The organism is Modestobacter sp. VKM Ac-2983, assembly GCF_026967885.1.
In the GTDB taxonomy this organism is placed as follows: Bacteria; Actinomycetota; Actinomycetes; order Mycobacteriales; family Geodermatophilaceae; genus Modestobacter.
The window spans coordinates 857,780-882,041 of record NZ_JAPVBK010000001.1 but is presented as its reverse complement, the minus strand read 5'-3'; the positions used below and the strand labels follow the sequence as shown (position 1 = coordinate 882,041).

Sequence of the window (24,262 nt, the reverse complement as noted above, 5' to 3'; positions counted from 1 at the left end):
AACAGGCGTCGATCCGGCGACGCTGCACCGGTCGTGACGGACGCGCTGACCCTGTTCGACGACGTCCTCCCGCCCGAGGAGCCGGTGCGGAGTCGACTCCTGCAGGTGCGCACCGTCTACGCCGAGCCCGCGGCCGCCGCCTCCCCCCGCGGACTGCAGGTGCTCGCCCGGTTCCCCGGTGCCGAGGTGGTGGAGGTGCCCTCGCACTGGCAGATCCCCGAGCTGCACGGCAACGAGGGCAACATCGACCGCTGGGTGCGGGTGAAGACCGAGACGCTGGTGCTCGGGGTCAAGAAGTCGCTGTCGTGCCGGCCCAACGGCCGGTCGGCCAACTGGATCGCGCCGTCGACGGCGAACGGCTGCGCGATGGCCTGCGCCTACTGCTACGTGCCGCGACAGAAGGGCTACGCCAACCCGATCACGGTCTTCACCAACATCGACCAGATCGCCGGCCACCTGCGCCGGCACGTCGCCCGGCAGGGGCCGAAGACCGAGCCCGACCAGTGCGACCCGGAGAGCTGGGTCTACGACATCGGCGAGAACAGCGACTGCTCGGTCGACGCGTTGGTCAGCGACAACGTCGCCGACCTGATCGCCACCTTCCGCACGCTGCCCACCGCGAAGGCATCCTTCGCCACCAAGTACGTGAACCGGCAGTTGCTCGACCTGGACCCGCAGGGCCGCACCCGCGTCCGCTTCTCCCTCATGCCCGACGCCGACGCCCGGGTGCTCGACCTGCGCACCAGCCGGGTCGACGAGCGGATCGGTGCGATCGACGACTTCGTCGCCGCCGGCTACGAGGTGCACCTCAACCTCTCCCCCGTCGTGCTGCGGGACGGGTGGGAGGCCGACTGGACGACGCTGCTGCGGCAGCTGGACGACCAGCTCGCCGACGCGACGAAGGCCCAGGCCGCCGCCGAGGTGATCATGCTGACCCACAACGAGGGCCTGCACGAGGTCAACCTCGGGTGGCACCCGCAGGCCGAGGAGCTGCTCTGGCGCCCGGAGCTGCAGCAGCCCAAGGTCAGCCAGAACGGCCAGGTGAACGTCCGCTACCGCAACGACGTGAAGCGGGCCGGGGTGCTGCGGCTGCAGGAGCTGATCCGGCAGCACGCCCCGTGGCTGCGGGTCAGGTACGCGTTCTGATGCAGCTCTCCCTGCTGGACCGTGCCCGCACCCGGGCGGGCGAGCCGGACGCCGCCGCGCTGGCCGGCACCGTGGCGCGGGCCGCCCGCGCCGAGCAGCTGGGCTACGACCGGTTCTGGGTGGCCGAGCACCACGGGGTGCCCGGCGTCGCCGGGTCGGCGCCCGCGGTGCTGCTGGCCGCGATCACCGGCCGGACGACGACCCTCCGGCTGGGCTCGGCGGGCGTGATGCTGCCGCACCACCAGCCGCTCGTGGTCGCCGAGCAGTTCGCGATCCTGAGCGCCCTCGCCCCCGGCCGGGTCGACCTGGGGCTGGGCCGCTCCCCCGGCTTCACCGCGCCGGTGCGCCGGGCGCTGCGCTCCACCGACGAGCAGGACTTCGCCGGCGACCTGGCCGAGCTGCGGGCGTTCCTCACCGGGTCGGCGGAGATCACCGCGTACCCCCGGCCGACCACCGCCGTCCCGATGTACGTGCTGGCCACCGGCCAGGGCCTGCAGGTCGCCGCTGAGCTGGGGCTCCCGGTCAGCCTGGACGTGCTGGTCGCCGACACCGCCGCCGAGGCCACCGACCTGCTGCTGCCCGAGGCCTGGGCGATGGCCTCGGCCCGCACCACCGGCGTCTTCCGACCCCTGGAGCCGGTGGCGGGGATCCGGGCCCGCACGCTCAGCCCACGCCAGCAGCAGTACGTCGAGCAGACCGCCGCCGCCGCGATCGCCGGCACTCCCGCCCAGGTGGCGAGCAGGTTGGCCGAGCTGGTCGACCGGACCGGCGCCGCCGAGCTGGTCGCCTCCAGCAGCACCCACGACCGCGCGGCGCTGGCCGCCTCCGACGCCGCGCTGGCCGGCCTGCTCGGCCGGCCGAGCGCGGACCGCTGACCCCGGGCGCCCCTGCCGCGCCGGACACACGCGCCGGGTGCTGTCGCGCAGGCGCTCGGGTGTGCCACGGTGCTCCCGCCCAGCCACGTCGTGTCAGGAGGCGTCCGTGCCGGCCGTGGAGATGCACGCGGTGTCCAAGAGCTACGCCCGGCGGGGTCGGCGGCCGCAGCAGGCCCTGGACTCCCTGGATCTGGTCGTCGAGTCCGGCGGGGTGCACGGGTTCCTCGGCCCGAACGGCTCGGGCAAGACGACGACGATCCGGGTCCTCCTGGGCCTGATCCGCCCCGACGCCGGCGACGTCCGGCTGCTGGACCGGCCGGTGCCCGACGGGCTCCCGCAGGTGATCGGCAGCGTCGGTGCGCTGGTCGAGACCCCGCTGTTCTTCCCCGGCTTCTCCGGCCGCCGCAACCTCCGGCTGCTCGCCGAGACCGCCGGGGTGCCGCGGACCCGGGTCGAGGAGGCGCTGGAGACCGTCGAGCTGCGCGACCGGGCCGATGACCGGTTCAAGGGCTACTCGCTGGGGATGAAGCAGCGGCTGGGCATCGCCGCTGCGCTGCTCAAGTCGCCCCGGCTGCTGATCCTGGACGAGCCCAGCAACGGCCTGGACCCGGCCGGCATCCGGGACGTGCGTGAGCTCATCCGCCGGCTGGGCAACGACGGCTCGACCACCGTGCTGCTCAGCTCCCACCTGCTGGCCGAGATCGAGCAGGTCGCCGACCAGGTCTCGATCATGGCCCGGGGCCGCTGCATCGCCTCCGGCCCGGTGCACGAGGTGCTGTCCGGCCGCTCCTCCGGGGACGTGCGGGTCCGGGTGCCCGACCAGGCCGCCGCGGCCGCCGTCCTCACCGCAGCCGGCTTCACCGTCACCCCGACCGCCGACGTGCTCGTCGTCTCCGGCGTCCCGGCACCCGGTGAGATCACCCGGGTGCTCGCCCAGCACGGTCACTACCTGGAGGAGCTCACCCCGGTGGCGGCCGACCTGGAGAGCGCGTTCCTGGCGCTGACGGCGGAGCCGGCGTGAGCGCCGTCCGCACCGAGGCGCCCCCGACGGCGCCCGCCGGCCGGTTCGGCGGGCTGCTGAGGGCCGAGGCGCACCGCTTCGTGGCCCGCCGGTTCATCCAGGTGGTCCTGCTGCTCGCGGCGCTGGGCTGGGTCACCGCCACTGTCATCGGCCTGACCCAGTTCGCGTCCGCGACCCCCGAGCGGCTCGCCGCGGCCCAGCAGGAGCTGCAGGCGGAGGTGGAACGGTCGAACGCGTACCGGGAGCAGTGCCTGGCCTCCGACGACGTCCCGGCGGACGTCTCCCCCGAGGAGTGGTGCGGCACGCCGGTCACCGCCGCCGACCTGGACCTCGACTGGTACCTCGACCCGGCGCCCTTCTCCCTCGCGGACGGCGGCACGGCGGGCGCCGTGGCGTTCGGCGCCGCCGGTGCCGTGCTGGCCTTCCTGATCGGCGCCACGTTCGTCGGCGCCGAGTGGTCGTCCCGGTCGATCGTGGCGTTGCTGTTCTGGGAGACCCGGCGGCCCCGGGTGCTCGGGGCGAAGATCGCCGTCGTCGCCGTCGCCTCCGCCGTCCTCGGGGTGGTGGCGCAAGCTGCGTGGCTGGCGACGGCCGGCCTGTGGCAGGCGGTCGCCGGCGACGGCGCTGCACTGCCCGACGGGTTCTGGTCGGAGCTGCTGGCCACCGGGGGCCGCGGCGTGCTGCTCACCACCCTGGTCGGGCTGCTCGGGTTCGGGCTGACCAACCTGGTGCGCAACACCGGCGCGGCGCTCGGGGTGGGGTTCGTCTACTTCGCGGTGCTGGAGACGGCGGTGCGGGCCGTGCGTCCGGCCTGGCAGCCCTGGCTGCTCACCGACAACGCCGCAGCCCTGGTGATGCCGGACGGACTCACCGTCTACACCGGCTTCGACCCGGCCACCGGGGTCTCCACCGAGTACCTGCTGGGCAACCTCCAGGCCGCCGTCTTCCTCTCCGTCGTCACCGCCGTCGTGCTCACCGTGGGCACCGTGCTGTTCACCCGGCGCGACCTGCACTGATCGTGCAGCCGGCCGGGGTTTCAGGACCGGGGGCGACCGGGGTAGGCGGAGGGCATGGACACAGACCTCGAGTCCGCCACCCGCACCGAACTGCTGCGCCGCGCGCGTGAGCAGGAGGTGCCCGGACGCTCCTCGATGAGCAAGGAAGAACTGCTGGACGCACTGACGTCGGACGACCACGGCGACGCCACCTCCCCTGACGGCATGCGCGGCGACGGCTCCCGCCCGGTGCACTCCCGGGTCGATGCCTTCCGCCTGCTGGCCGAGGCCCGGGCCCGCGGCGAGATGGTGCTCATCCCCCGGATGCTCACCGGCAACGACCGCCGCGTGCACGTCCGGGAGACCGTGCGCGAGGACCACGAGACCCGGATCGCGACCGGCGACCTGGAGGCGCGGGCGAAGTTCGACAAGCTCGCCGGCTCGGTCTTCCACTTCTTCCGCGGCACCAACCTGCTCTTCTACCGCGACCTGGTGGGTGAGGACGCCCGGCTGCCCACGGTGCTCGCGCTCGGCGACGTCCACCCCGGTAACTTCGGCGTGATGCCCAGTTCGGACAACGTGCCGATCTTCGGCGTCAACGACTTCGACGACGCCTACTACGCGCCCTTCACCTGGGACCTCAAGCGCGGTGCGGTCGGGTTCATGCTGGGTGCGGCCGAGAAGTCCGGGCACGGCCCGAAGAAGCAGCGGGCCATCGCGCGCCGCTTCGTGCGCGGCTACGTGGCCGGGATCGCCTCCTATGCCGCCGACGGCCAGGAGCAGAACGAGCAGCTCCGGATGGACAATGCACCGCCGCTGATCGCCGAGCTGATCGCCAGCACGCTGGAGACCAGCCGCGCCGACTGGCTGGCCGAGTTGCTGGACGAGACCCGCAGCGGCTTCCGCACCGACGAGGAGCTGGTGCCGGTCAGCAGCCGTCGGGAGGAGTTCCAGCAGATGGTCGACCGCTACGTCGCCGAGAACGAGGTCCCGGTACCCGAGCGCGCCGGCCGGATGCGGGTGAAGGACGTCGCCGAGCGGCGCGGCGCCGGCACCGCCTCCCTCGGGCTGGCCCGGTACTACGTGCTCATCGCCGGGGTGCGCGACGACGGCACCGACGACCTGCTGCTGGAGTTCAAGCGCGCCCGCCGCTCGGCGCTGGCCGGGCTGGTGCCGCCCTCGGGCTACGAGGTCGACAAGCAGGGTGACCGGATCCGGCACGCGCAGCGGGTCCACCTGGTCAGCGGTGACGTCTTCTACGGCAGCGTCGACATCGACGGCCAGAGCTTCATGGTGCGCGAGCGGGCACCGTTCCGCGACGACATCAGCCTCGGCTCCCTGTCGACCGACGAGTGGAAGGAGTACGCGGACATCTGCGGCCGGGTGCTGGCGCACACGCACGCGATGTCGGACGAGACCGGCAACGTCGACTACGACGTCGAGCCGGCGATCCTGGAGGCGATCGGCGGGCGGGACCTGTTCGTCGACGACGTCCTGCGCTTCGCCGAGGAGGCCACCGAGCGGGTCCGCCGGGACCACGAGTACTTCGTCGCCGACCACGCCCTGGGCGCCTTCCGCAGCGTGGACGTCGTCTACCGCTGACGGGGCCGGGCGTCGGCCCTCGACCCAGCCGACCCTGAGCCGCGGGGCCGACCGTGGGGCCGGGCTGCGGCCCGGCTCCACGGTCGGTGGGGCGGCTCGACCCGGCGGCGGCGCGCCCGGCGGCGCCACGCCGGTGGTTTGCACCCGCGCCCCCTGGTGCACCACGGTGAGGTCCGTGCGCAGACGTGACTTCCTCGCCGCCGGCGGCGCCCTCCTCCTCGCCGGGTGCAGCCGGTCCGGCAGCGACCGGGTGGCGGCACCCACGACGTCCGCACCCTCGACGTCCGCAGCCACGACCTCCGCAGCCGAGACGTCGAGCGCGGCCCCGAGCCCGACCGAGGAACCGGCACCCACCCCGGGGACCCTGGCCGAGATCCTCGCCCGGTCGACGGTCCCGGTGCTCTGCTTCCACCAGATCCGCGAGTTCCGCGCCGACGACAGCGCCTACGCCCGCACGATCACCACGCCTCCGGCCGCGCTCACCGCCCAGTTCCAGGCGCTGCGCGACGGCGGGTACACCCCGGTCACCGCCCCGGCGCTCGTCGACCACCTGCAGTTCGGCGCCGCACTCCCCGACCGGCCGGTCCTGCTGACCTTCGACGACGGATCGGCCACGCACGCCACCGCGGCCCTGCCGGTGCTCCAGCAGTTCGGCTTCCCGGCGGCGTTCTTCCCGATGACCGTGGTGCTGGACAAGCCGGACTGGCTCAGCAGCGACCAGCTGCGGGAGCTGGACGCGGCGGGCATGACGATCGGCGCGCACAGCTGGGACCACCAGCGGATGGACCGCATCTCCGGCGACCAGTGGGCCGAACAGGTGGACCAGCCCCGCCAGACCCTGGCCGACGTCCTCGGTCACCCGGTCGACCTGCTCGCCTATCCGCACGGGATGTGGGACCAGGAGACGCTGCCGCACGTCGCCGCCGCGGGCTACCGGGCCGCGTTCCAGCTCGCCGACGCCACCGACCCGGCGCAGCCGTTGCTCACCATCCGCCGGATCATGCCGCCGCCCACCTGGGACTCCGCCGCCCTGCTGGCCCGCCTGGAGTCCGACTTCTGACCGTTGGTCGCTGAGCGCGGCCTCGCGGCGACCGACACAGCGCTGCGTGACCAACGGCTACCGTGGCGACGTGGCCCGGGTCGTCGTCGTCGGCGCCGGGCTCGGGGGTCTCGCCGCCGCCGCCCGGCTGGCCGCGGCCGGACACGCGGTGACCGTGCTGGAGCAGGCGCCGCAGGTCGGGGGCAAGCTCGGCTGGTACGCCCGCGACGGCCACGGCTTCGACACCGGCCCGAGCCTGGTCACCCTGCCGCAGGTGCTCGAGGACCTCTTCGCCGCCACCGGTGCCCCGCTGTCGCAGGTGCTGCCGTTGCAGCGCCTGGACCCGGCGGTCGCCTACCGGTTCGCCGACGGGACGACGACGGCGATGCCCGGCCACCGCGACGACGTCCCGGCCCGGCTCGACGCCGACCTCGGCCCCGGCAGCGGCGCGCAGTGGGCAGCGCTGCTGACCCGGGCGGAGGCGATGTGGCGGGCCACCGAGCAGCCGTTCCTGCGCACCCCGCTGGCCGGCGCGGCCACCCTGGCCAGGCTGGCCCGGAACACCGCCGACCTGCGCACGGTCGCCCCCGGTCGGACGCTGCGCGGCCTGGGCCGCCGCTACCTGACCGACCCGCGGCTGCGGATGCTGCTGGACCGGTACGCGACCTACTCCGGCTCGGACCCCCGGCGGGCACCCGCCGCGCTGCTCACCGTTCCCTACGCCGAGCAGGAGTTCGGGTCCTGGTACGTGCCCGGTGGGCTGCGCCGGCTGCCCGAGGCGGTGGCCGCACGCGCCGTGGAACGAGGAGCGGTCCTGCGCACCGGCACCGCGGTGACCGAGGTGCTGGTGGCCGGTGGCCGGGCGGCCGGGGTGCGGCTGGCCGACGGCGAGGTGCTGCCGGCCGACGTCGTCGTCTGCAACGCCGACGCGGCCAGCCTCTACGGTCGGCTGCTCCCACGCGAGGCACCGGTCCAGCGGGCCCGGGCCGCGCTCCAGCGGGTCACCCCGTCTTCGTCGGGGTTCGTGCTGCTCCTGGCGCTGCGGGGCCGCACGCCCGGGCTGGCCCACCACACCGTGCTGTTCCCCTCCGACTACGACGCCGAGTTCGACGCGCTGTTCGGACGAGGCGGCCCGAGCCGGCCGGTGGTCGACCCGACGGTCTACGTGAGCGCCCCGGATGACCCGGCCACCCGACCCGACGCCGACAGCGAGTCGTGGTTCGTGCTGGTCAACGCGCCCCGCCACGAACCAGGGCACGAGCCGGGCACCGGCGTCGACTGGGCCGCCCCCGGGCTGGCCGACCGCTACGCCGACCAGGTGCTGGCGACGATGGCCGCCCGCGGCCTGGACGTGCGCGACCGGGTCCGCTGGCGGGTCGTGCGCACCCCGGCCGACCTGGAGCGGGAGACCGCCAGCCCGGGCGGCTCGATCTACGGCACGTCCAGCAACGGGGCCCGGGCGGCCTTCCTGCGGCCGGCCAACGCGGCAGGGGTGCCCGGACTGTTCCTGGTCGGCGGCTCGGCGCACCCCGGCGGCGGGCTGCCGCTGGTCACCCTCTCCGCCGAGATCGTCGCCGGGCTCATCGGCCCGGCCTGAGCACCGGTCAGCCGGTGGAGGCCGGGGCCCGGGCCCGTTCCGGTCGCCGGTCGAGCAGCCGCAGCAACCACCAGCCGTAGGCGATCAGCAGCACGATGATCGAGACCTGGACGACGTCGGGCAGCGCACCGGGGCTGTTGATGCTGGTGAAGTCCACCAGCGCGTGCAGCCCGACCAATGGCCAGATGGTGCCCACGTGCCAGCGCAGCGCAGCCAGGCAGAACCCGAAGGCGGCGGTGTTCAGCACCTGGAAGGCGATCTCGTCGACCGGCCGCCCGAACCACAGCCCGCTCATCGCGTGCCCGAGGCCGAACAGCACGCCCACCAGCACCGCCGTCCGGGCCAGGCCCAACGGCCTCAGCAGCCGCTGCACCAGCCCCCGGCTGAGCGACTCCTCGGCCAGCCCGACCGCCAGCATGGTCACCGCGGCGCTGGCCAGCACCGTCGCCGAACCGGTGAGCCCGTCGACGAGGTGCAGCAGCCCCTCGGCCAGCAACGGCAGGAGCAGCCACCACGAGCGGTCCGGCCACCGCCAGGCCAGCCCCGTCTCGCGCCACCAGCCCAGCCAGCCGATCAGCGCGAGCGTGTGCGCGGCGAGCACGACGTTCACCACCGCCGCGCCGAGGTCGGGGAACCACCCCGGCTGCAACGGCGGCAGCAGGTCCTCGACGGCGAACAGCACCAGGTGCCAGAGCACCGTGACCGCGGCGGCGAGGGGCAGCGGCCGTCGGCGGGCGAGGTCGAGCACACGCAGCCGCACGGCCGGCAGCCTCCCGCGCCCCTCGCGTCGCCGTCCAGGCCCTGCCGTCCGGACACGCAGCGACTCCTCCCTCACCGGTCGGGGTGAGGGAGGAGTCGAGGGACGGACCGGCTCTGGTCAGGCGTCGCGACGGCGGAAGACCAGGACCGCCACCAGCATCAGGGCGGCCACCTCGGCGACGAAGACCCCGAAGCCGGTCCACGGCGCCAGCACCGCCCCGCCGTTGAAGGGAGCGACCTGGGCGACCGACCCGCCGGCGTTGCCCGGCAGCAGCTTGGCCACCCACTCCCCCCAGGTGCCGGGCAGGGCGTAGGCGACGTTGCCGACCACCAGCACCAGCGCCATGCCGACGGTCACGGCCGCGGCGGTGTGCCGGATCAGCAGCCCGGTGGCCAGGGCGAACAGCCCGAGCCCGGCGAGGTAGAGCCCGTTGCCGAGCAGGGCGCGCATCACGCCGTCGTCCGAGAGCGCCATGCCGACGCCCTCCCGCTCCAGGAACCAGTTGCCGCCGAAGTAGCCGGCCACCGCGGTGACCACGCCGGCGACGAAGAGCACGCCGGCGAGCACCACGGCCTTGGCCGCCACCACCCGGCCGCGGCGCGGCACCGCGGTGACGGTGGCCCGGATCATGCCGGTGCCGTACTCGCTGGTGACCACCAGCGTGCCCAGCGCGAGCGCGGTGAGCTGGGAGAAGAGCAGGCCCCAGGTGAGGAAGGCCGCAGGCACCTCCCCGGTGTCGCCCGCGGCCAGGTCGGCGGCTGCCGCCCAGCAGACCAGCGTCGTCAGGCCGGCGCCGAGTGCGAACAGCAGCCCCAGCGACCAGCGGGTGGAGCGGACGGTCCAGAACTTGACCCACTCCGCGTGCAGCACCTGGGCGAAGCCGGGGCGCCGGACACCGGGCACGTGCCGGTTCGGGTCGAGGGAGACGACGTCGGGGGCGGGCGAGGCGCCGGTACCGGGCCGGGCCGGGGCGGCGTTCGCGGTCGTGGTGCTCATCGGACGGCTCCTGCGGTCTCGGTCGAGTGAGTGGCGTACTCGACGCTGTCGGCGGTCAGGGTCATGAACGCGTCCTCCAGCGAGGACTGGACGAGGGACAGCTCGTGGATGTGCAGGCCGGCCCCGCCGACCAGCTCACCGATCTCGGCGGCGTTCCGGCCCCGCACCCGCAGCTCGTCGTCGACCCGGTCGACGTCCAGGCCGTTGTTGCGGAGCATCGCCTCGGCGTCGCCCATCCGCGGGCTGCGGACCCGGACGTAGGAGGACGCGTGGTCGGTGATGAAGTCGGCCATCGAGCAGTCGGCGAGCATCCGCCCGCGGCCGACGACGATCAGGTGGTCGGCGGTGAGCGCCATCTCCGACATCAGGTGGCTGGAGACCAGCACGGTGCGCCCCTGCCCGGCGAGCTCCCGGGCGAGGGTGCGGACCCAGCGGATGCCCTCCGGGTCCAGCCCGTTGACCGGCTCGTCCAGGACGACGACCGGCGGGTCGCCGAGCAGCGCCACCGCGATGCCCAGCCGCTGTCCCATGCCGAGGGAGAAGCGGCCCACCCGCTGGTCGGCGACGGCGTCCAGGCCGACCAGGTCGAGCACCTCGTCGATCCGGGTGCGCGGGATCCCGTTGCTGGCGGCCAGCCAGCGCAGGTGGTCACGCGCGCTGCGGCCCGGGTGCAGGGCCCGGGCCTCCAGCAGCGCACCGACCTCGCGCAGCGGCGCCGGCGAGGCGGCGTAGGACCGGCCGTTCACGGTGACGCGGCCGGACGTGGGCCGGTCCAGGCCCAGGATCATCCGCATCGTGGTGGACTTGCCGGCCCCGTTGGGGCCGAGGAAGCCGGTCACCCGGCCGGGCTCGACGGTGAAGCTCAGGTGGTCGACAGCGGTCTTGGGGCCGTAGGTCTTGATGAGTCCCCGGGCGACGATCACAGCGTCCCCCCGAGGTGGGCGCAAGAGGTGGTGTCCATGCCGACGAGCCTGTCGGCGGAGCCGTCCCAGGAACATCGGGGAGCGCCCTGAACCGACCCTGAAGCGCCCCTGACCTGCGTCCCTGAGCAGCCCCTGAGCGGAACCGCTGCGGACGCCCGCCCCACGGGCCGAGTTCACCCCGGCAGGAGTGTCAGCTGCGTGCGGCGCCCAGGCCCAGCACCGCCGCCAGCCCCAGCGCGCTGCGCGGGGCGTACGGGGTGCGCCACAGGCCGCCGTGTGCGGCGGCGTGCGCCTCGTCCTGCCAGGGGTGCTGCTGCGCGGGGCCCCCGCCGGTGTGCAGGTCGTGCACCAGCAGCGCCGCCATCAGCACGTTCGACGTCGCCGGCTCGAACACCTCCACCCCGAAGCGGTGCGCACCGGCGTAGGCGGCGGCCAGGGCCCGGTTCTTGACCACCGAGCGGGTGCGGGTGGGCGGGGCGACGTTCATCGACACGGTGCTGCCCGCCTCCCGGGCCACCGCGGCACGCCAGCGCTGCAGCCGCTTGGCCAGGGCGTAGTTCGGCCCCTGCTGCGGCACGAGGCTGTCGGCGATGCCCGGGTCGCTGCCCGGCACGTACGCCCGGCGCAGCAACCGTCCGGCCGACAGCGTGCGCAGCGGCCGGCCCACCAGCTTCGCCGTCCGTGGCCGGGAGGCGTACGCGGCGACGGAGAAGTCGACGGCCTCGCCGGGCACCGCGAAGACGTCGGTCGGGGTGGCGAGGAAGGCGAGCGCCAGGTCAGGGCGCGCGCCGGTCAGCCGCCGGGTGAGCGCGTCGACGGCCGTCGAGACGCGGACGTTGGTCGCGCCGTCGGCGTAGACGTAGTTGCCCAGCACCGGGGACCGCGGGAGGGCGGCGAGCCAGTCGGCGACCGCGGGCACCTCGGTGATCAGGTCGGCGCCGGCTGCGTCGTCCACCCCGACCGGCGTGAGCAGCGTGCCCGCGCCGCGCCGGGCGGTCTCGTGGACCCGCTCCCACAACTGCGGCCGCGGCAGGTCGACGGCGGCGACCCGGGCGCCCCAGCGCAGCAGCGCCGTCAGCGGCCCCATCTCCGCGCCGGCCCCCAGCACCGCGACCGTGTGGTCGGGCAGGGCCAGCCACTCGGGGTGGTCGGCGACGGTGCGCACCGCGTCGGCGCAGCTCGGCTCGATCACCCCGGCGTCGACCCAGGCGACCAGCCGGCGGTGCAGGTCGTCCCCGCGCAGCCGGGTGCCGCGGTACGGCAGCGACAGCTCACGCTCGGGCTCGGCCTCCCCGGCCAGCTCCACGGTGCGCAGCGGGCGGGCCGGCGGCGCGGTCTGCAGCGCGCCGACGTCGGTCTCGCCATCCGGGCCGGCCACCCGCATCCGGGCGTGCAGCGAGTCCAGTCCGGCACCGGCGATCTGCAGGGCTGCGGCCCGGGAGCTCAGCCCCGCCTCCACCGTGCGGCGCAGGTGCGTCAGGTAGCCGGCCCGCCAGTTGGTCTCCTGCTCAGCGGCCCGCGCCCCCGTCGGGTCGACCGGCCGCAGCGCGTCGGCGACGACCGCCCGGCCGAGCGTGGCGGTGCTGCGCCGGCCGTCGGGCCCGGCCGGGAAGACGACTCCGCGCTGATCCTCGGTCACGGGCCGATCCTGCCCGACCCGGCCCGACGACGGCGGCCGAGGCTCCCGTGCCCCAGCCGCCGACCACCTCGACTACTGGTTGCCGATCTTGCCGTCGGCGGCGTCCCGGCCCTTGTCGATCTGCGCGTCGTGGGTGCCACCGGTCTTCTTGTCGGCGAACTGCTCGCCCTTGTCCAGCGCCGAGTCGCTGGCCTTCTCGCCCTTGTCGCTGTTCAGTGCGCCCTTGGCCTTGTCCATCATGCTCACGGGTGTTCCCCCTGCGATCCGGCCGCACCGACGGCGCGGCTCGCCCCCGGGATGCCCGCCGACCGGTGCCGGCAACCGCTCAGTCGCGCACCACCGGTTCCGGCAGGTCGGCCGGCGCGCCCGCCTCCAGCCAGCGCAGCAGCGTGCGGACGGCGAACCCCGAGCCGCCCTTGACCACCTCGGCGTCGTCGCTGCCGGCGCGCGCCGGGCCGGCGATGTCCAGGTGCGCCCACGGCAGGCCCCCGGCGAAGGGCTGCAGGAACAGCGCCGCCGTGGTCGAGCCCGGGTTGCCCGGGGCGTTGTTCGCATCGGCCACCTCCGAGTCCAGCTGCGCGCGCAGGTGCCCGACGTGCTCCTCGGTCAGCGGCATCCGCCAGAACGCCTCGCCGGCATGGCCGCCCGCGGTGAGCAGCGCGTCGGCCAGCCCGTCGACCGTCGCGTACAGCCCGGCGGTGCGGGCACCCAGCGCCGTCTTCATCGCCCCGGTGAGGGTGGCGACGTCGACCAGCACGGTGGCCCCCAGCACCAGCCGGGCGTGCGCCAGCGCGTCGGCGAGCACCAGCCGGCCCTCGGCGTCGGTGTTGCGCACCTCGGTGGTGCGCCCGTCCACGTGCCGCACGACGTCGGCCGGCCGGTAGGCGGCCCCGGAGACGGCGTTCTCGCAGAGCGCGACGACGGCGGTGACGGCCCCGGGCAGCTCCAGCCGGGCCGCGGCGTCGACGGCTCCGAGGACCGCGGCGGCGCCGGCCATGTCGGTCTTCATCTCCCGCATGCCCGGGTTGGTCTTGATCGAGATGCCGCCGGTGTCGAAGGTGATGCCCTTGCCGACCAGCACCGGGTGGGCCGGGCCCGCCCCGTGTGGCCGGTAGGTGGCGACGACCACCTGCGGCGGGGAGGCCGATCCCCCGCCGACGGCGAGCACGCCACCGAAGCGCCCCGCCCGCAGCTCGTCGGGCCCGAGCACGGTCACGGTCACGCCGGGAAGGGCACCCAGCCGCCGCTGGGCCTGCTCGGCCAACCAGGGCGGGTTCTTGGTGCTGCTGGGGGTGTTGACCAGGTCGCGGGCCCAGGCCACCGACTCGGCGGCGACCCGGCCGGCGAGCTCACCGGCGGCCACCGCTGGGTGGTCCGCACCGGCGGCCACCACGAGCACCTCGGCGAGCCGGGGCGGGTGCGGGGTCGAGGTGTTCCGGAAGCGGTAGCCGGCCAGCAGCGCCGTCTCGACGGCGGTGCGCACCTCGTCGGCACCGGCCGGGGCGACGCCGGTGTCCAGCGGCAGCACGAGCCGGCGGGCGCCGGACTCGGCGAGCGTCTGCGCCCGCCGGACGGCGACCGACACGTAGGAGCGCAGGTGCGGCAGGGTCGCGTCGCCCACCCCGACGGCGACCACGCTGCGCGGGCGCCGGCCGGCCAGCGGCACGTTGGTGATCCCGCCGGGCTTGCCGCCGTTGCCGGTGTCGGCCAGCGCCGCGGTGAGGAACTCCGTGTCGACCGGCGGATGGTCAGCCGCGGTGAGCCAGTCCGGGAGGGAGCCCTGGGCACCCACCGGCACGGCCAGGACGTCGTCGGAACCCAGGTCCGGCAGCGCCGGGACGACCTCGACCCGCGGGAACGGCGCGGCCCCGGTCGCCGGCGTGGTGCCGGCGGCCGGGGCCGCGTCGTCGGTCGCGGGGCTGCCCGGGGGCAGACTCGCGTCGGTGTTCAGCTGATCGCGCCCTTCAGGGCCTCGGAGAGGGCGCTCGCCTCGTCGGGGGACAGCTCGACGACCAGCCGGCCACCACCCTCCAGCGGGACGCGCATGACCAGGCCGCGGCCCTCCTTGGTGACCTCGAGGGGACCTTCACCCGTACGCGGCTTCATGGCCGCCATGCGTGCCTCCTTCACCGGCCACCCACGGCCCGGCTGGACCGTGGTGTGGCAACTGTTCCTGCAGAGCTGTGCGGTCCATGATCCCGTATCACCGGCCATCGACCAACCCGGACCCCTCAGTCCGGGTACGTGACCCCCGCCCGGAAGCACGTCGCGACATGGTCGTCGACCATCCCGGTGGCCTGCATCAGGGCGTAGGAGGTGGTCGGTCCGACGAAGGAGAACCCCCGCCGCTTCAGCTCCTTGGCCAGTGCAACCGACTCCGGGCTGGTGGCCGGGACGTCGGCGAGGGTCTCCGGCCGGGGACGTCCCGGCGGCGGCGCGAACGACCACAGCAGGGCCGACAGACCCTCCGGCAGGTCGAGTGCAGCCCGGGCGTTTCGCAGCGCGGCGGTCACCTTGGCGCGGTTGCGGACGATCGCCGCATCGGCCATCAGCCGCTCGACGTCGTCGTCGGTGAAGGCGGCCACCGCCGGGATCGAGAAGCCGGCGAACGCGGCCCGGAAGGCGGGGCGCTTGCGCAGGATCGTGATCCAGGACAGGCCCGACTGGAAGGCCTCCAGGGTGAGCCGCTCGAACAGCGCGTCGTCGCCGTGCAGCGGCACCCCCCACTCCTCGTCGTGGTACCGGACGTACTCGGGGGCGCTCGTCGCCCAGCCACATCTGCCGACCACGGAGCGCTCCACCGGGGCCGGCGTCTGGGCGGTCACGGGACGGCCGTGTCGAGGTCGTCGAACTCCGACCGCGCGGTGCGGACGGGGCTGCGCCGGGTGGCCAGCACGCAGCCGGCCAGCACCAGCGGGAGCCCGAGCGCCAGGCCGAGGGTGAACGGCTCGTCGAGCACGAGGACGCCCAGCAGCACGGCGACCGCCGGGTTGACGAAGGTGATCACCAGCGCCCGCTGCGGCCCGGCCTCCCGGATCAGCGCGAAGAACAGCGCCAGGGCCAGCGCGGTGCAGACCGTGCCGAGGGCCAGGAGCGCGACCCAGGCCCGGGGCGGGGCGTCGACGGCGTCACCGAGCTGGGGCACCGCGAACGGCGCGTAGACCAGCGCGGTGAACAGCAGCGCGAAGGACGCCGCCGTCACGCCCGGCACGTCGGGCAGCCGGTGGCTGATCACGATCGGGGCGACGGCGTAGCCGACCACCACGAGGGCGACCGCCCCGATCGCGCTGAGCTGGGCCCCGCCGACGTCCAGACCCAGCAGCGCGGCGATGCCCACCACCCCGACCACCATCCCGAGGACCCGCACCCTGGACAGCCGGTCCTCGTCGCCGGCGAGCAGGGCCGCCACCGCGGCCACGAAGGGCACCGCCGCCACGAGCAGCCCGGTCAGCGAGCTGGACAGCGACTGCTCGGCCCACGGCAGCAGCAGCCAGGGGCCGGTCATCTCCAGGACGGTGAAGAGCAGGAGGGCCCGCCAGTGCCGGCGCAGCGCGGTGCCCAGGTGCCCCCGGGCCAGGGTCCACGGCAGGAGCAGGGCCGCGCCGATCGCGCAGCGCAGGAAGACCACGACGACCGGGGAGAAGTCCTCGACCGCCACCTTGATCAGCAGGTACGGCAGGCCCCAGATCAGCGACATCGCCACGAAGAGCACCCAGCCCCGCCGACTCACCCTCGTCCCCCTGCTGCCGTCCGCACCGGGTCATCATGGCCGCCCGGTCCGACGGTCTCGCGCCGGTCACCACCCGGCGCGGGACCGCGGCCACGGACGACACGCTGACCTGCGGACACGTCGAGGGGAGAAGACCCGTCACAACTCGATGGCGTGAGACCGGTCGATCCGGGTACCGGCGGCCACAGCCGCGGAGCTGAGCACAGGCGCTGAGGCACGATCCTCTGACATCGGAGTTTCCGCATGCGCATGCCCTCCCGCCTCGCCCTGGTCCCCGTCGCCGTGGCCGGCCTCGTCGCCCTGGCCGCCACGCCGGCTCTGGCCGCACCGTCGGACCAGGACGTCACGTGGATGCAGTCGGCCCACCAGAGCAACCTCGCCGAGATCGCTGCCGGTGAGGCCGCCCAGCAGTCGGCCACCACCCAGGAGGTCCGCGACCTCGGCGCCGTCCTCGTCGCCGACCACAGCACGCTCGACCAGTCCCTCACCCAGGCCGCGGAGGAGTTCGGCGTCGAACTGCCCGCCGAGCCGACCGCGGCACAGCAGGCAGCGCTGGCCCGCGTCCAGGAGCAGTCGGGCCGCGCGTTCGACTCCGCCTGGATCGCCGCACAGATCACCGGTCACGTGAACTCCGCCGCTGCGACGCAGCAGGAGATCGCCACGGGTACGGACCCGCAGGTGGTCGAGCTGGCCCGGACCGCGCTCCCCGTCATCCAGGGACACCTGGAGCGGCTGCGCGCACTCGCCGGCGAGTTCGGTGTCCCGACGTCCGTGCCCGGCGGCACCGGCGGGCAGGCGGCAGATGGCGGGGCCGGTGCGCTCGGCGTCGGGCTCGTCGGGGTCGGGGCGCTCGCGGTGCTCGGCGGGACGGTCGGACTGGTCCGCCGCCGCCAGACGGCCGCCTGAGCCCCACGTGAGGACCCTGCGCCGCCAGCACCTGGTCGTGCTGGTCGCCGCGGGGGCGGTGCTGGTCGGCTCGGGGCTCGCGACGACGTTCGCGACGCCCCGGGCCGACGCCCCGGACATCGGCTCGCCGGTGGCGGCGGCACCGCCGTCCCCGGCGAGCCCCCCCTCCGCACCGACGCCGCCCGCAGCGACGCCGTCGGTGCTGCCGCCGCCGGTACTGCCGGCGCCCGCGGTGGTGCCGCCGTCCGTTCCCGCGCCGGTCACCGTCTCCCTGCCCGCGACACCGGACCCGGTCCCGCTGGTGCCGGTCGGGACGCTGGACTCCGGTGCGCTGCAGCTCCCGGAGCGGCCCACCGTGCTCGGCTGGTACGCCGCCGGCGCCGTCCCCGGCGACCCGGCCGGCACGGCGGTCATCGCCGGGCACGTCGACTCCGCCGTCCACGGCGCCGGGCCGCTGGAGACGCTGCTGTCCCTGCACGAGGGGGACCCGGTGGAGGTGACCGACGCGGCCGGCGGCGTGCACCGCTTCGCGGTGACCTCCCGGACGTCGTTCCCCAAGTCGGCGCTGCCGGCGGAGCTGTTCCGCCTCGACGGGCCGCCGCAACTGGCGCTGATCACCTGCGGCGGCGCCTTCGACGAGCGGACCGGCAACTACGCCGACAACGTCGTGGTCACCGCAGCCCCCCTCGGGTAGGCCGGTGCGCACTCGGCGGGCGCGGGAGAGGCGGGCGTTTCCCGGCCGGGGCGACCGGGAAGCGGGAGGCAACCGCCCCGTCCGCCGAGGGAGCACCGTGACCGACCCCGCCGCTGCCTCCCCCGACCGCCGCCGGCTGCTGCTTTCCGGCCTGCTCCTCGGCGTCGGCGCGATGGGCGCGCTCGACGAGATCGTCTTCCACCAGCTGCTGCACTGGCACCACTTCTACGACCGCGCCGGCGGCGACGCGGCGCTGGTCTCCGACGGGCTGCTGCACGCCACCACCTGGTCGGTGACGGTCGCCGGGCTGGCGCTGCTGGCCGACCTCCGCCGGAGGGGCACCTTCGCACCCCGCACCTGGTGGGGCGCGGTGCTCACCGGGGCCGGTGCGTTCCAGGTCTTCGACGGGGTCGTCGACCACAAGGTGCTGCGGGTTCACCAGGTGCGCTACGGCGTCGACCTGCTCGGCTACGACATCGCCTGGATCGGCGCCGGCGTGCTCCTGCTCGCCGCCGGTCTCGCGCTGCTGGCCCGCGGACGGACCCCGGCGGCCGACCGGTGAGCAGCGTCGTCCTCGCCGTCCTGGCACTCGCGGCGGTGCTCTACGTGCTGGCCGCGGTCGACCTGCGCTGGTCGCCGCTGCGCACGGTGAGCTGGCTGGCCGGGCTCGCCGTCGCGGCGGCCGGGTTGACCGGCCCGCTGGCCGCGGCGCACGGCGACCTGCGGGCGCACCTGGCCGCCCACCTGCTGGCGGGGATGGTGGCGCCGCTGCTGCTGGTGCTGGCCGCCCCCGTCACCCTGCTGCTGCGCGCGCTGCCGGTGCACCGGGCCCGGACCGTGAGCCGGCTGCTCCGCACGGCCCCGGCCCGGGTGCTCGGTGACCCGTTCGTCGCCGTCGCGCTCAACGTCGGGGGACTGTGGGTGCTGCACGTCGGCGGGCTGCTCGGCACCGTCGCGCACTCCCCGGGCTGGCACCTGCTCGTCTCGCTGCACGTGCTGGTGACCGGCTGGCTGGCCACGGCCGCCGTCCTCGCGGTGGACCCGGCGCCGCACCGGCGCGGCGTCGTCCCCCGTGCCGTGGCCCTTGGGGCCGGCATGGCCGGGCACGACGTGCTCGCCAAGTGGCTCTACGCCCACCCGCCGGCGGGCGTGACGCACGCCGAGGCCGGCGCGCGCCTCCTCTACGACGGGGGCACCGTGGTGCACGTGGTCGTCGCCGCGCTGCTGTGGCGTCAGTGGTACCGCAGCCGGGCGGCGGTCCGGGACGCTGAGCAGATGGCCGGTCAGCGCCCGTGGGCGCGGGCGTAGCCGGCGAACCGGCGCAGCGACAGCCGCACCCCGGCGGCCATCACCGGACGCACCAGCGGCCACCCGGCCCGGCCGAGCGCCCCCAGCGGGAGATCCAGCCCCTCGGTCCACACGAACGTCGACCCGCCGCCGTCCCGGGGCCGCACCTCGAAGGTGCCGGTGCCGCGCACCACCCGGCCGGTGTGCCGCACGTCGACCCGGCGGGGCGGCTCCCAGCCGGTGATCAGCATGGTGTCCAGCACGCCCACCCTGCGTCCGACCCCCGGCAGCCGGACGCCGGTGGTGGCCGCGAGCTCGCCACCCACCCCCTGCCCGTCCCGGGCGCCGGCCCGCACGTCGGTGAGCAGCATCCACTCGCCCTGCCGGTCCCAGTCGACCAGCGCCGCCCAGACCTGCTCGGGTGGCGCGTCCACCTCGATCTGCTCCACCAGTTCAGGCACCGGTCCGCCTCTCGTCGTCGTCAGGTCCGGCACGGAGGCCGTCCCCGGGGACGGGCACGCCCCCGGGGTCAGTGTCGCGCTGGTCGTCCTGCGGGTGCGCCGCCGGCAGCTGCGCGCGCAGGGCCGCGATCTCGGCGTCCCGGTCGTCCAGCACCGAGGCCAGCTGGTCCAGCAGCCAGTCGACCTCGGTCATCCGGTAGCCGCGCACGGTCACCGAGATCCGCAGTGCCCGGACGTCGTCGGCGACCACCGCCCGGCCCTCGGGCAACTGCACCGGAGAGCGCTCCGGCTCGGCGGGCGGCTGGGTCTCGCCCCGGCCGAGCAGCAGCGAGGCGCCGAGGAACAGCAGCCCGCCGACCAGCAGCAGGCCGATGACGAAGACGAGACCGGCCATGCTCAGTCGTCGACCGGGGCGGGGTCGGGGACCGCCTCCCCGGCGGGCGGCTCCGACTCGTGCTCGGCGCGGGTGGCGTCCGCGGCCTGGATGATGGCGACCGCCTCGGCGACGTCGTCGGTGACGTGCAGCAGGTCGAGGTCCCCCGGGCTCACCGTCCCCTGGGCCACCATCGTCTGCCGGATCCAGTCGACCAGCCCGGCCCAGTACTCGCTGCCGAACAGGATCACCGGGAAGCGGGTCACCTTGCCGGTCTGCACCAGGGTGAGCGCCTCGAACAGCTCGTCGAGGGTGCCGAAGCCGCCGGGCAGGATCACGAAGGCCTGGGCGTACTTGACGAACATCGTCTTGCGCACGAAGAAGTAGCGGAACAGCACGCCGACGTCGACCCACTCGTTGAGCTCCTGCTCGAACGGCAGCTCGATGCCCAGCCCGACCGACGTGCCACCCGCGTCGCAGGCGCCCTTGTTCGCCGCCTCCATCGCGCCCGGCCCGCCGCCGGTGATCACCGCGTAGCCGGCCTCGGCCAGCGCCGCACCCAACTGCTCCCCGGTGGCGTAGTACTCGGAGTCCCGCGGCGTGCGGGCGCTGCCGAAGACGCTGACCGCCCGCGGCAGATCGGCCAGCAGCCCGAAGCCCTCCACGAACTCGGCCTGGATCCGCAGCACGCGCCACGGGTCGGTGTGCACCCAGTCGCTGCTGCCGCGCCGGTCCAGCAGGCGCTGGTCGGTCGTCGTCCCGGCCATCTGCGGGTCGGGCTCGCCGCCGCGCAACGTGATCGGCCCGCGGTGCCGGATCGGCCGCCGTCGTCCGCCGTCGTCGGTCTGGCTCATGCGTCACTCCCGCTCAGGTAGGCGATCAGGGCGTCCTCGGCCGGCTGCAACCGGTCGACCCGGACGTGCTCGTCGACCGTGTGGGCCAGGTTCGGGTCACCGGGGCCGTAGTTCACCGCCGGGATGCCGAAGGCGGCGAAGCGGGCCACGTCGGTCCAGCCCAGCTTCGCCCGGGCCGGCTGCCCGACCGCGGCGACGAACGCTGCCGCGGCCGGCTCCGACAGACCCGGCAGCGCGCCGCCGGAGCTGTCGGTGAGCTCCAGGGTGACCCCGGCGGCCAGCGCATCGGCGAAGACCTCCCGCACGTACGCCAGGGCCTGGTCCTCGTCCCGGTCAGGGGCGAACCGGAAGTTCACGGTCACCCGGCACTCGTCGGGGACGACGTTCCCGGCCACCCCGCCCTCGATCCGCACGGCGTTGAGCCCCTCGCGGTACAGCAGCCCGTCGATCTCCACCTCGCGGGACCGGTGGGCGGCCAGGGTGGCGAGGATGCCGGCGGCACCGTGCACGGCGTTGACGCCCAGCCAGGACCGGGCACTGTGCGCGCGGGTGCCCGACACGGTGAGGACGACGCGCAGCGTGCCCTGGCAGCCGCCCTCGACCACCCCGTCCGTGGGCTCGAGCAGCACCGCCAGGTCGCCGTACAGCCAGCCGCGGCGCTCGCGGGCCACCCGGCCCAGCCCGTTGCGGACCGCCTCGACCTCCTCGTTGTCGTAGAAGACGAACGTGAGGTCGCGGGCCGGCTGCGCCCCGGGGACGCCGAACATCCCGGCGAGCCGCAGCATGACCGCGTCACCGGCCTTCATGTCGCTGGTGCCGCAGCCGTAGAGCCGGTCCTCACCGTCGACGACCTCGAGCCGGCTGGGCACGTTGTCGGCGATCGGCACCGTGTCCAGGTGCCCGGCGAGCACGATCCGGGTGTCCCGGTCCAGGTTCGTCCGGGCCAGCACCGAGTCGCCGATCCGCTCCACCTCCAGCCCACCGAGCCCGCGCAGCGCCGCCTCGACGGCGTCGGCCAGCGCCCCCTCGCTGCCGGACACCGAGGGCGCGTCGACCAGTGCCCGGGTCAGGGTGAGGACGTCGGCGCTCAGGTCGAGCGGGGGCAGCGGCTGCTCGGCGGGGCTCACGACCGCCGAGCCTAGTGAGGGAGGCCCCGGCTCCCCCCGCCCCTCGCCGACGCCCGCACCCGCCCCGGCAGCCAGGCCAGGCGGCGCAGCCCTGCAGCCAGGCCAGGCCGCGGCGCCCTGGGTAGCCTGACTGCCCGTGACGACCGCAGCAGAGACCACCGGCGCGAACGGCGTCGGCATCGCCACCCTCACCACCGACGGGACGGTGCTGGACACCTGGTTCCCCTCGCCGGCGCTCAGCGGTGCCGACCAGGGCGAGAGCGGCACCCAGCAGATCGGGGTGCTGGAGCTGGAGGGCCTGCTCGGACCGGACTTCTCCGGGCTGGTGCGCACCGACGATGCCCGCGGCGTGCAGTCGGTCGCCGTCTCCACGACCATCGCCGACCTCTCCGCCCCGCCGGTCGACGCCCATGACGTCTACCTGCGCCTGCACCTGCTGTCCGCCCGGCTGGTGCGGCCGCACGGGGTCAACATGGACGGCGTCTTCGGGCTGCTGGCCAACGTGGCCTGGACCAGCGCCGGCCCGGTGCTCGCCACCGAGCTGAACGCGGCGCGCGCCCGGCTGCGGTCCGACGGCGGGCACCTGACCGTCTTCGGGGTCGACAAGTTCCCGCGGATGGTCGACTACGTCGTCCCCTCGGGTGTGCGGATCGCCGACGCCGACCGGGTCCGGCTCGGGGCCCACCTCGCCGAGGGCACCACGGTCATGCACGAGGGCTTCGTCAACTTCAACGCCGGCACGCTGGGCCCGTCGATGGTGGAGGGCCGGATCAGCGCCGGGGTCGTCGTGGACGCCGACTCCGACATCGGTGGCGGCGCCTCGATCATGGGCACGCTCTCCGGCGGCGGCAAGCAGGTCATCTCGATCGGCAAGGGCTGCCTGCTCGGCGCCAACGCCGGCATCGGCATCTCCCTCGGCGACGGCTGCGTGGTCGAGGCCGGCTGCTACGTGACCGCCGGGTCGAAGGTGCTCCTCCCCGACGGGACGTCGATCAAGGGCGGCGAGCTCTCCGGGCGCAGCGGCCTGCTGTTCCGCCGCAACTCCCTCAGCGGCGCGCTCGAGGCCCTGCCCCGCGACGGCGACTGGGGCGCGCTCAACGCCGCACTGCACGCCAACTGACGCGGGCGCGACCGGCTCATCGGGCTCGTCCTCCCCACCGGACACGACCGCCGCGCAGGCCACCGACGTCCAGCTGACTCCCAGCGCGGCGACCTACCATCGGCGCGATGGTCAGCAGCCCGGTCGCGAGCCGACGGCCCCCGGCCCGGGCACCTCGCCCGGCGGGTCGCCCGTCGAGCCGGCCACCGGCCCGCGCGGGCCGGCCGGCGGCTCGCCCCCCGGCCCGCAGGACCGCACGCACGTCCCGTGCGGGCGGCCTGTGGCCGCTGGTGGTCGTCGCCGTCCTGATCGCCGCCGTCGCCCTGCTCTGGCGCGAGGAGGAGGGCGCGCCGTCGGTGGCCGCCGGGTGCACCGTGCCCGGTTCGGACGTCACCGTCACCACCGAGCAGGCCGCCAACGCCGCGACGATCGCCGCGGTGGCCCGCTCCCGCGGGCTGCCTCCGCGGGCCACCGTGATCGCGCTGGCGACCGCCCAGCAGGAGTCCCGGCTGCGCAACCTCGACTACGGCGACCGCGACTCCCTCGGCCTCTTCCAGCAGCGGCCCTCCCAGGGCTGGGGCAGCGAGGCCCAGGTGCAGGACCCGGTCTACTCGGCCGGCAAGTTCTTCGACGGCCTGGTGAAGGTGCCCGGCTGGGAGACCGGAGACCTGACGACCGTGGCAGACGCTGTTCAGCGCAGCGCCTTCCCGCTCGCCTACCGACAGTGGACCGCGATGGCGGAGTCCCTGGCTCCGGCTCTGCTCTCCGATCAGCCGGGCCAGCTGTCGTGCAGCTACACGTCAGCTGCAGAACCGGCCCCCGTTGCCGAGCGGACGGCGCTGGTCACCGAGGCCGCCCGGCGGGAGGCCGGTGCTCCCACGGTCGAGACCGACGGCACCGTGACGATCGCCGACGCCGGCTGGCCGGAGGCCACCTGGGCGGTGACGCACGCCGAGCGGTTCGGGCTGACCGAGGTGACGATGGACGGCTGGCGCTGGACCCCGGAGGTGGGCTGGGAGAGCACCCCGAGCACCTTCGAGCTGCCGCTCCAGCTGCGCCTCGTGTAGACGGAACTGTCAGAAGGGACTGCCACTGTCGCGATGTGAGTGAGTCCCGCGGCCGGCCGCAGGAATGGCGC

General features: G+C 75.1%; 26 protein-coding genes. 13 read left to right on the top strand and 13 right to left on the bottom strand.

Annotated features, from left to right (window positions below; genetic code table 11):
* Positions 1–33 precede the first annotated feature (33 nt).
* The 7 genes from O2W18_RS04155 (at position 34) to O2W18_RS04125 (ending at position 8,275) form a co-directional block, all read left to right on the top strand.
* Positions 34–1,146 (top strand): spore photoproduct lyase family protein, encoded by a 1,113-nt coding sequence (locus O2W18_RS04155; protein WP_269186298.1) that lies wholly within the window; start codon positions 34–36, stop codon positions 1,144–1,146.
* The gene (locus O2W18_RS04150; protein WP_269186297.1) at positions 1,146–2,021 is read left to right on the top strand and encodes an MsnO8 family LLM class oxidoreductase; all 876 of its coding nucleotides are present in this window, start codon (positions 1,146–1,148) and stop codon (positions 2,019–2,021) included. Before O2W18_RS04155 ends, O2W18_RS04150 begins: the two co-directional genes overlap by 1 nt.
* 106 nt (positions 2,022–2,127) lie before the next feature.
* On the top strand, positions 2,128–3,042 hold the full coding sequence (locus tag O2W18_RS04145; protein ID WP_269186296.1) for an ABC transporter ATP-binding protein: 915 nt from the start codon (positions 2,128–2,130) through the stop codon (positions 3,040–3,042).
* Positions 3,039–4,058, top strand: a complete 1,020-nt coding sequence (locus O2W18_RS04140; protein ID WP_269186295.1) for an ABC transporter permease subunit — start codon at positions 3,039–3,041, stop codon at positions 4,056–4,058. The genes O2W18_RS04145 and O2W18_RS04140 overlap by 4 nt, the downstream gene beginning before the upstream one ends.
* A 54-nt stretch (positions 4,059–4,112) precedes the next feature.
* Positions 4,113–5,639, top strand: coding sequence for a DUF2252 domain-containing protein (locus O2W18_RS04135; protein WP_269186294.1), 1,527 nt, complete (start codon positions 4,113–4,115; stop codon positions 5,637–5,639).
* Between the two features lie 175 nt (positions 5,640–5,814).
* Positions 5,815–6,699 (top strand): polysaccharide deacetylase family protein, encoded by an 885-nt coding sequence (locus tag O2W18_RS04130; RefSeq protein ID WP_269186293.1) that lies wholly within the window; start codon positions 5,815–5,817, stop codon positions 6,697–6,699.
* Between the two features lie 46 nt (positions 6,700–6,745).
* Positions 6,746–8,275 (top strand): phytoene desaturase family protein, encoded by a 1,530-nt coding sequence (locus O2W18_RS04125; protein ID WP_269186292.1) that lies wholly within the window; start codon positions 6,746–6,748, stop codon positions 8,273–8,275.
* A gap of 7 nt (positions 8,276–8,282) precedes the next feature.
* On the opposite strand, the gene O2W18_RS04120 is transcribed toward O2W18_RS04125, so the two are convergent.
* From O2W18_RS04120 to O2W18_RS04080, 9 genes are all read right to left on the bottom strand, one after another.
* Positions 8,283–9,035 carry a CPBP family intramembrane glutamic endopeptidase gene (locus O2W18_RS04120; protein WP_269186291.1) on the bottom strand — a complete coding sequence of 251 codons (753 nt, stop codon included), beginning with the start codon at positions 9,033–9,035 and terminating at the stop codon, positions 8,283–8,285.
* A 117-nt stretch (positions 9,036–9,152) separates the two neighbouring features.
* Complete coding sequence (locus O2W18_RS04115) at positions 9,153–10,031, bottom strand: ABC transporter permease (protein WP_269186290.1); 879 nt, start codon at positions 10,029–10,031, stop codon at positions 9,153–9,155.
* Entirely contained in the window at positions 10,028–10,954 is a 927-nt protein-coding gene (locus O2W18_RS04110; RefSeq protein WP_269186289.1) for an ABC transporter ATP-binding protein, read from the bottom strand. Before O2W18_RS04110 ends, O2W18_RS04115 begins: the two co-directional genes overlap by 4 nt.
* A 190-nt stretch (positions 10,955–11,144) precedes the next feature.
* Positions 11,145–12,593, bottom strand: coding sequence for a hypothetical protein (locus O2W18_RS04105; protein WP_269186288.1), 1,449 nt, complete (start codon positions 12,591–12,593; stop codon positions 11,145–11,147).
* Positions 12,594–12,665: 72 nt separating this feature from the next.
* Positions 12,666–12,833, bottom strand: a complete 168-nt coding sequence (locus O2W18_RS04100; RefSeq protein ID WP_269173977.1) for an antitoxin — start codon at positions 12,831–12,833, stop codon at positions 12,666–12,668.
* 85 nt (positions 12,834–12,918) lie between these two features.
* Positions 12,919–14,391 carry a leucyl aminopeptidase family protein gene (locus O2W18_RS04095; protein WP_269186287.1) on the bottom strand — a complete coding sequence of 491 codons (1,473 nt, stop codon included), beginning with the start codon at positions 14,389–14,391 and terminating at the stop codon, positions 12,919–12,921.
* Between the two features lie 149 nt (positions 14,392–14,540).
* Positions 14,541–14,708, bottom strand: a complete 168-nt coding sequence (locus O2W18_RS04090; RefSeq protein ID WP_064972432.1) for a DUF3117 domain-containing protein — start codon at positions 14,706–14,708, stop codon at positions 14,541–14,543.
* Between the two features lie 116 nt (positions 14,709–14,824).
* A complete protein-coding gene (locus O2W18_RS04085; protein WP_269186286.1) occupies positions 14,825–15,418 on the bottom strand; it encodes a DNA-3-methyladenine glycosylase I in 594 nt (197 codons plus the stop codon).
* Complete coding sequence (locus O2W18_RS04080; protein WP_269186285.1) at positions 15,415–16,323, bottom strand: DMT family transporter; 909 nt, start codon at positions 16,321–16,323, stop codon at positions 15,415–15,417. The genes O2W18_RS04085 and O2W18_RS04080 overlap by 4 nt, the downstream gene beginning before the upstream one ends.
* Before the next feature lie 243 nt (positions 16,324–16,566).
* Between O2W18_RS04080 and O2W18_RS04075 the strand changes: the two genes are divergently transcribed.
* The 4 genes from O2W18_RS04075 to O2W18_RS04060 all read left to right on the top strand — a co-directional run bounded on the left by O2W18_RS04075 (position 16,567) and on the right by O2W18_RS04060 (position 19,231).
* Positions 16,567–17,229, top strand: coding sequence for a DUF4142 domain-containing protein (locus tag O2W18_RS04075; RefSeq protein WP_269186284.1), 663 nt, complete (start codon positions 16,567–16,569; stop codon positions 17,227–17,229).
* Positions 17,230–17,236: 7 nt separating this feature from the next.
* Entirely contained in the window at positions 17,237–17,923 is a 687-nt protein-coding gene (locus O2W18_RS04070; protein ID WP_269186283.1) for a class F sortase, read from the top strand.
* A 97-nt stretch (positions 17,924–18,020) separates the two neighbouring features.
* Entirely contained in the window at positions 18,021–18,485 is a 465-nt protein-coding gene (locus O2W18_RS04065) for a DUF2243 domain-containing protein (RefSeq protein WP_269186282.1), read from the top strand.
* Positions 18,482–19,231 (top strand): cytochrome c oxidase assembly protein, encoded by a 750-nt coding sequence (locus O2W18_RS04060; RefSeq protein WP_269186281.1) that lies wholly within the window; start codon positions 18,482–18,484, stop codon positions 19,229–19,231. The genes O2W18_RS04065 and O2W18_RS04060 overlap by 4 nt, the downstream gene beginning before the upstream one ends.
* Here the strand turns inward: O2W18_RS04060 and O2W18_RS04055 are convergent.
* The 4 genes from O2W18_RS04055 to dapE are packed head-to-tail and all read right to left on the bottom strand — an operon-like array spanning position 19,207 to position 22,025.
* Entirely contained in the window at positions 19,207–19,671 is a 465-nt protein-coding gene (locus tag O2W18_RS04055; RefSeq protein WP_269186280.1) for an SRPBCC family protein, read from the bottom strand. The two genes, O2W18_RS04060 and O2W18_RS04055, sit on opposite strands and share 25 nt — an antisense overlap.
* Complete coding sequence (locus tag O2W18_RS04050) at positions 19,664–20,065, bottom strand: DivIVA domain-containing protein (protein WP_269186279.1); 402 nt, start codon at positions 20,063–20,065, stop codon at positions 19,664–19,666. Before O2W18_RS04050 ends, O2W18_RS04055 begins: the two co-directional genes overlap by 8 nt.
* A gap of 2 nt (positions 20,066–20,067) precedes the next feature.
* The gene (locus tag O2W18_RS04045; protein ID WP_269186278.1) at positions 20,068–20,898 is read right to left on the bottom strand and encodes a TIGR00730 family Rossman fold protein; all 831 of its coding nucleotides are present in this window, start codon (positions 20,896–20,898) and stop codon (positions 20,068–20,070) included.
* A complete protein-coding gene (gene dapE, locus O2W18_RS04040; protein WP_269186277.1) occupies positions 20,895–22,025 on the bottom strand; it encodes a succinyl-diaminopimelate desuccinylase in 1,131 nt (376 codons plus the stop codon). Before dapE ends, O2W18_RS04045 begins: the two co-directional genes overlap by 4 nt.
* Positions 22,026–22,161: 136 nt before the next feature.
* On the opposite strand from dapE, the gene dapD reads away from it, so the two are divergent.
* Complete coding sequence (dapD, locus tag O2W18_RS04035; RefSeq protein WP_269186276.1) at positions 22,162–23,145, top strand: 2,3,4,5-tetrahydropyridine-2,6-dicarboxylate N-succinyltransferase; 984 nt, start codon at positions 22,162–22,164, stop codon at positions 23,143–23,145.
* Positions 23,146–23,414: 269 nt separating this feature from the next.
* Positions 23,415–24,191, top strand: coding sequence for a hypothetical protein (locus O2W18_RS04030; protein WP_269186275.1), 777 nt, complete (start codon positions 23,415–23,417; stop codon positions 24,189–24,191).
* The last annotated feature ends 71 nt before the right edge of the window (positions 24,192–24,262 follow it).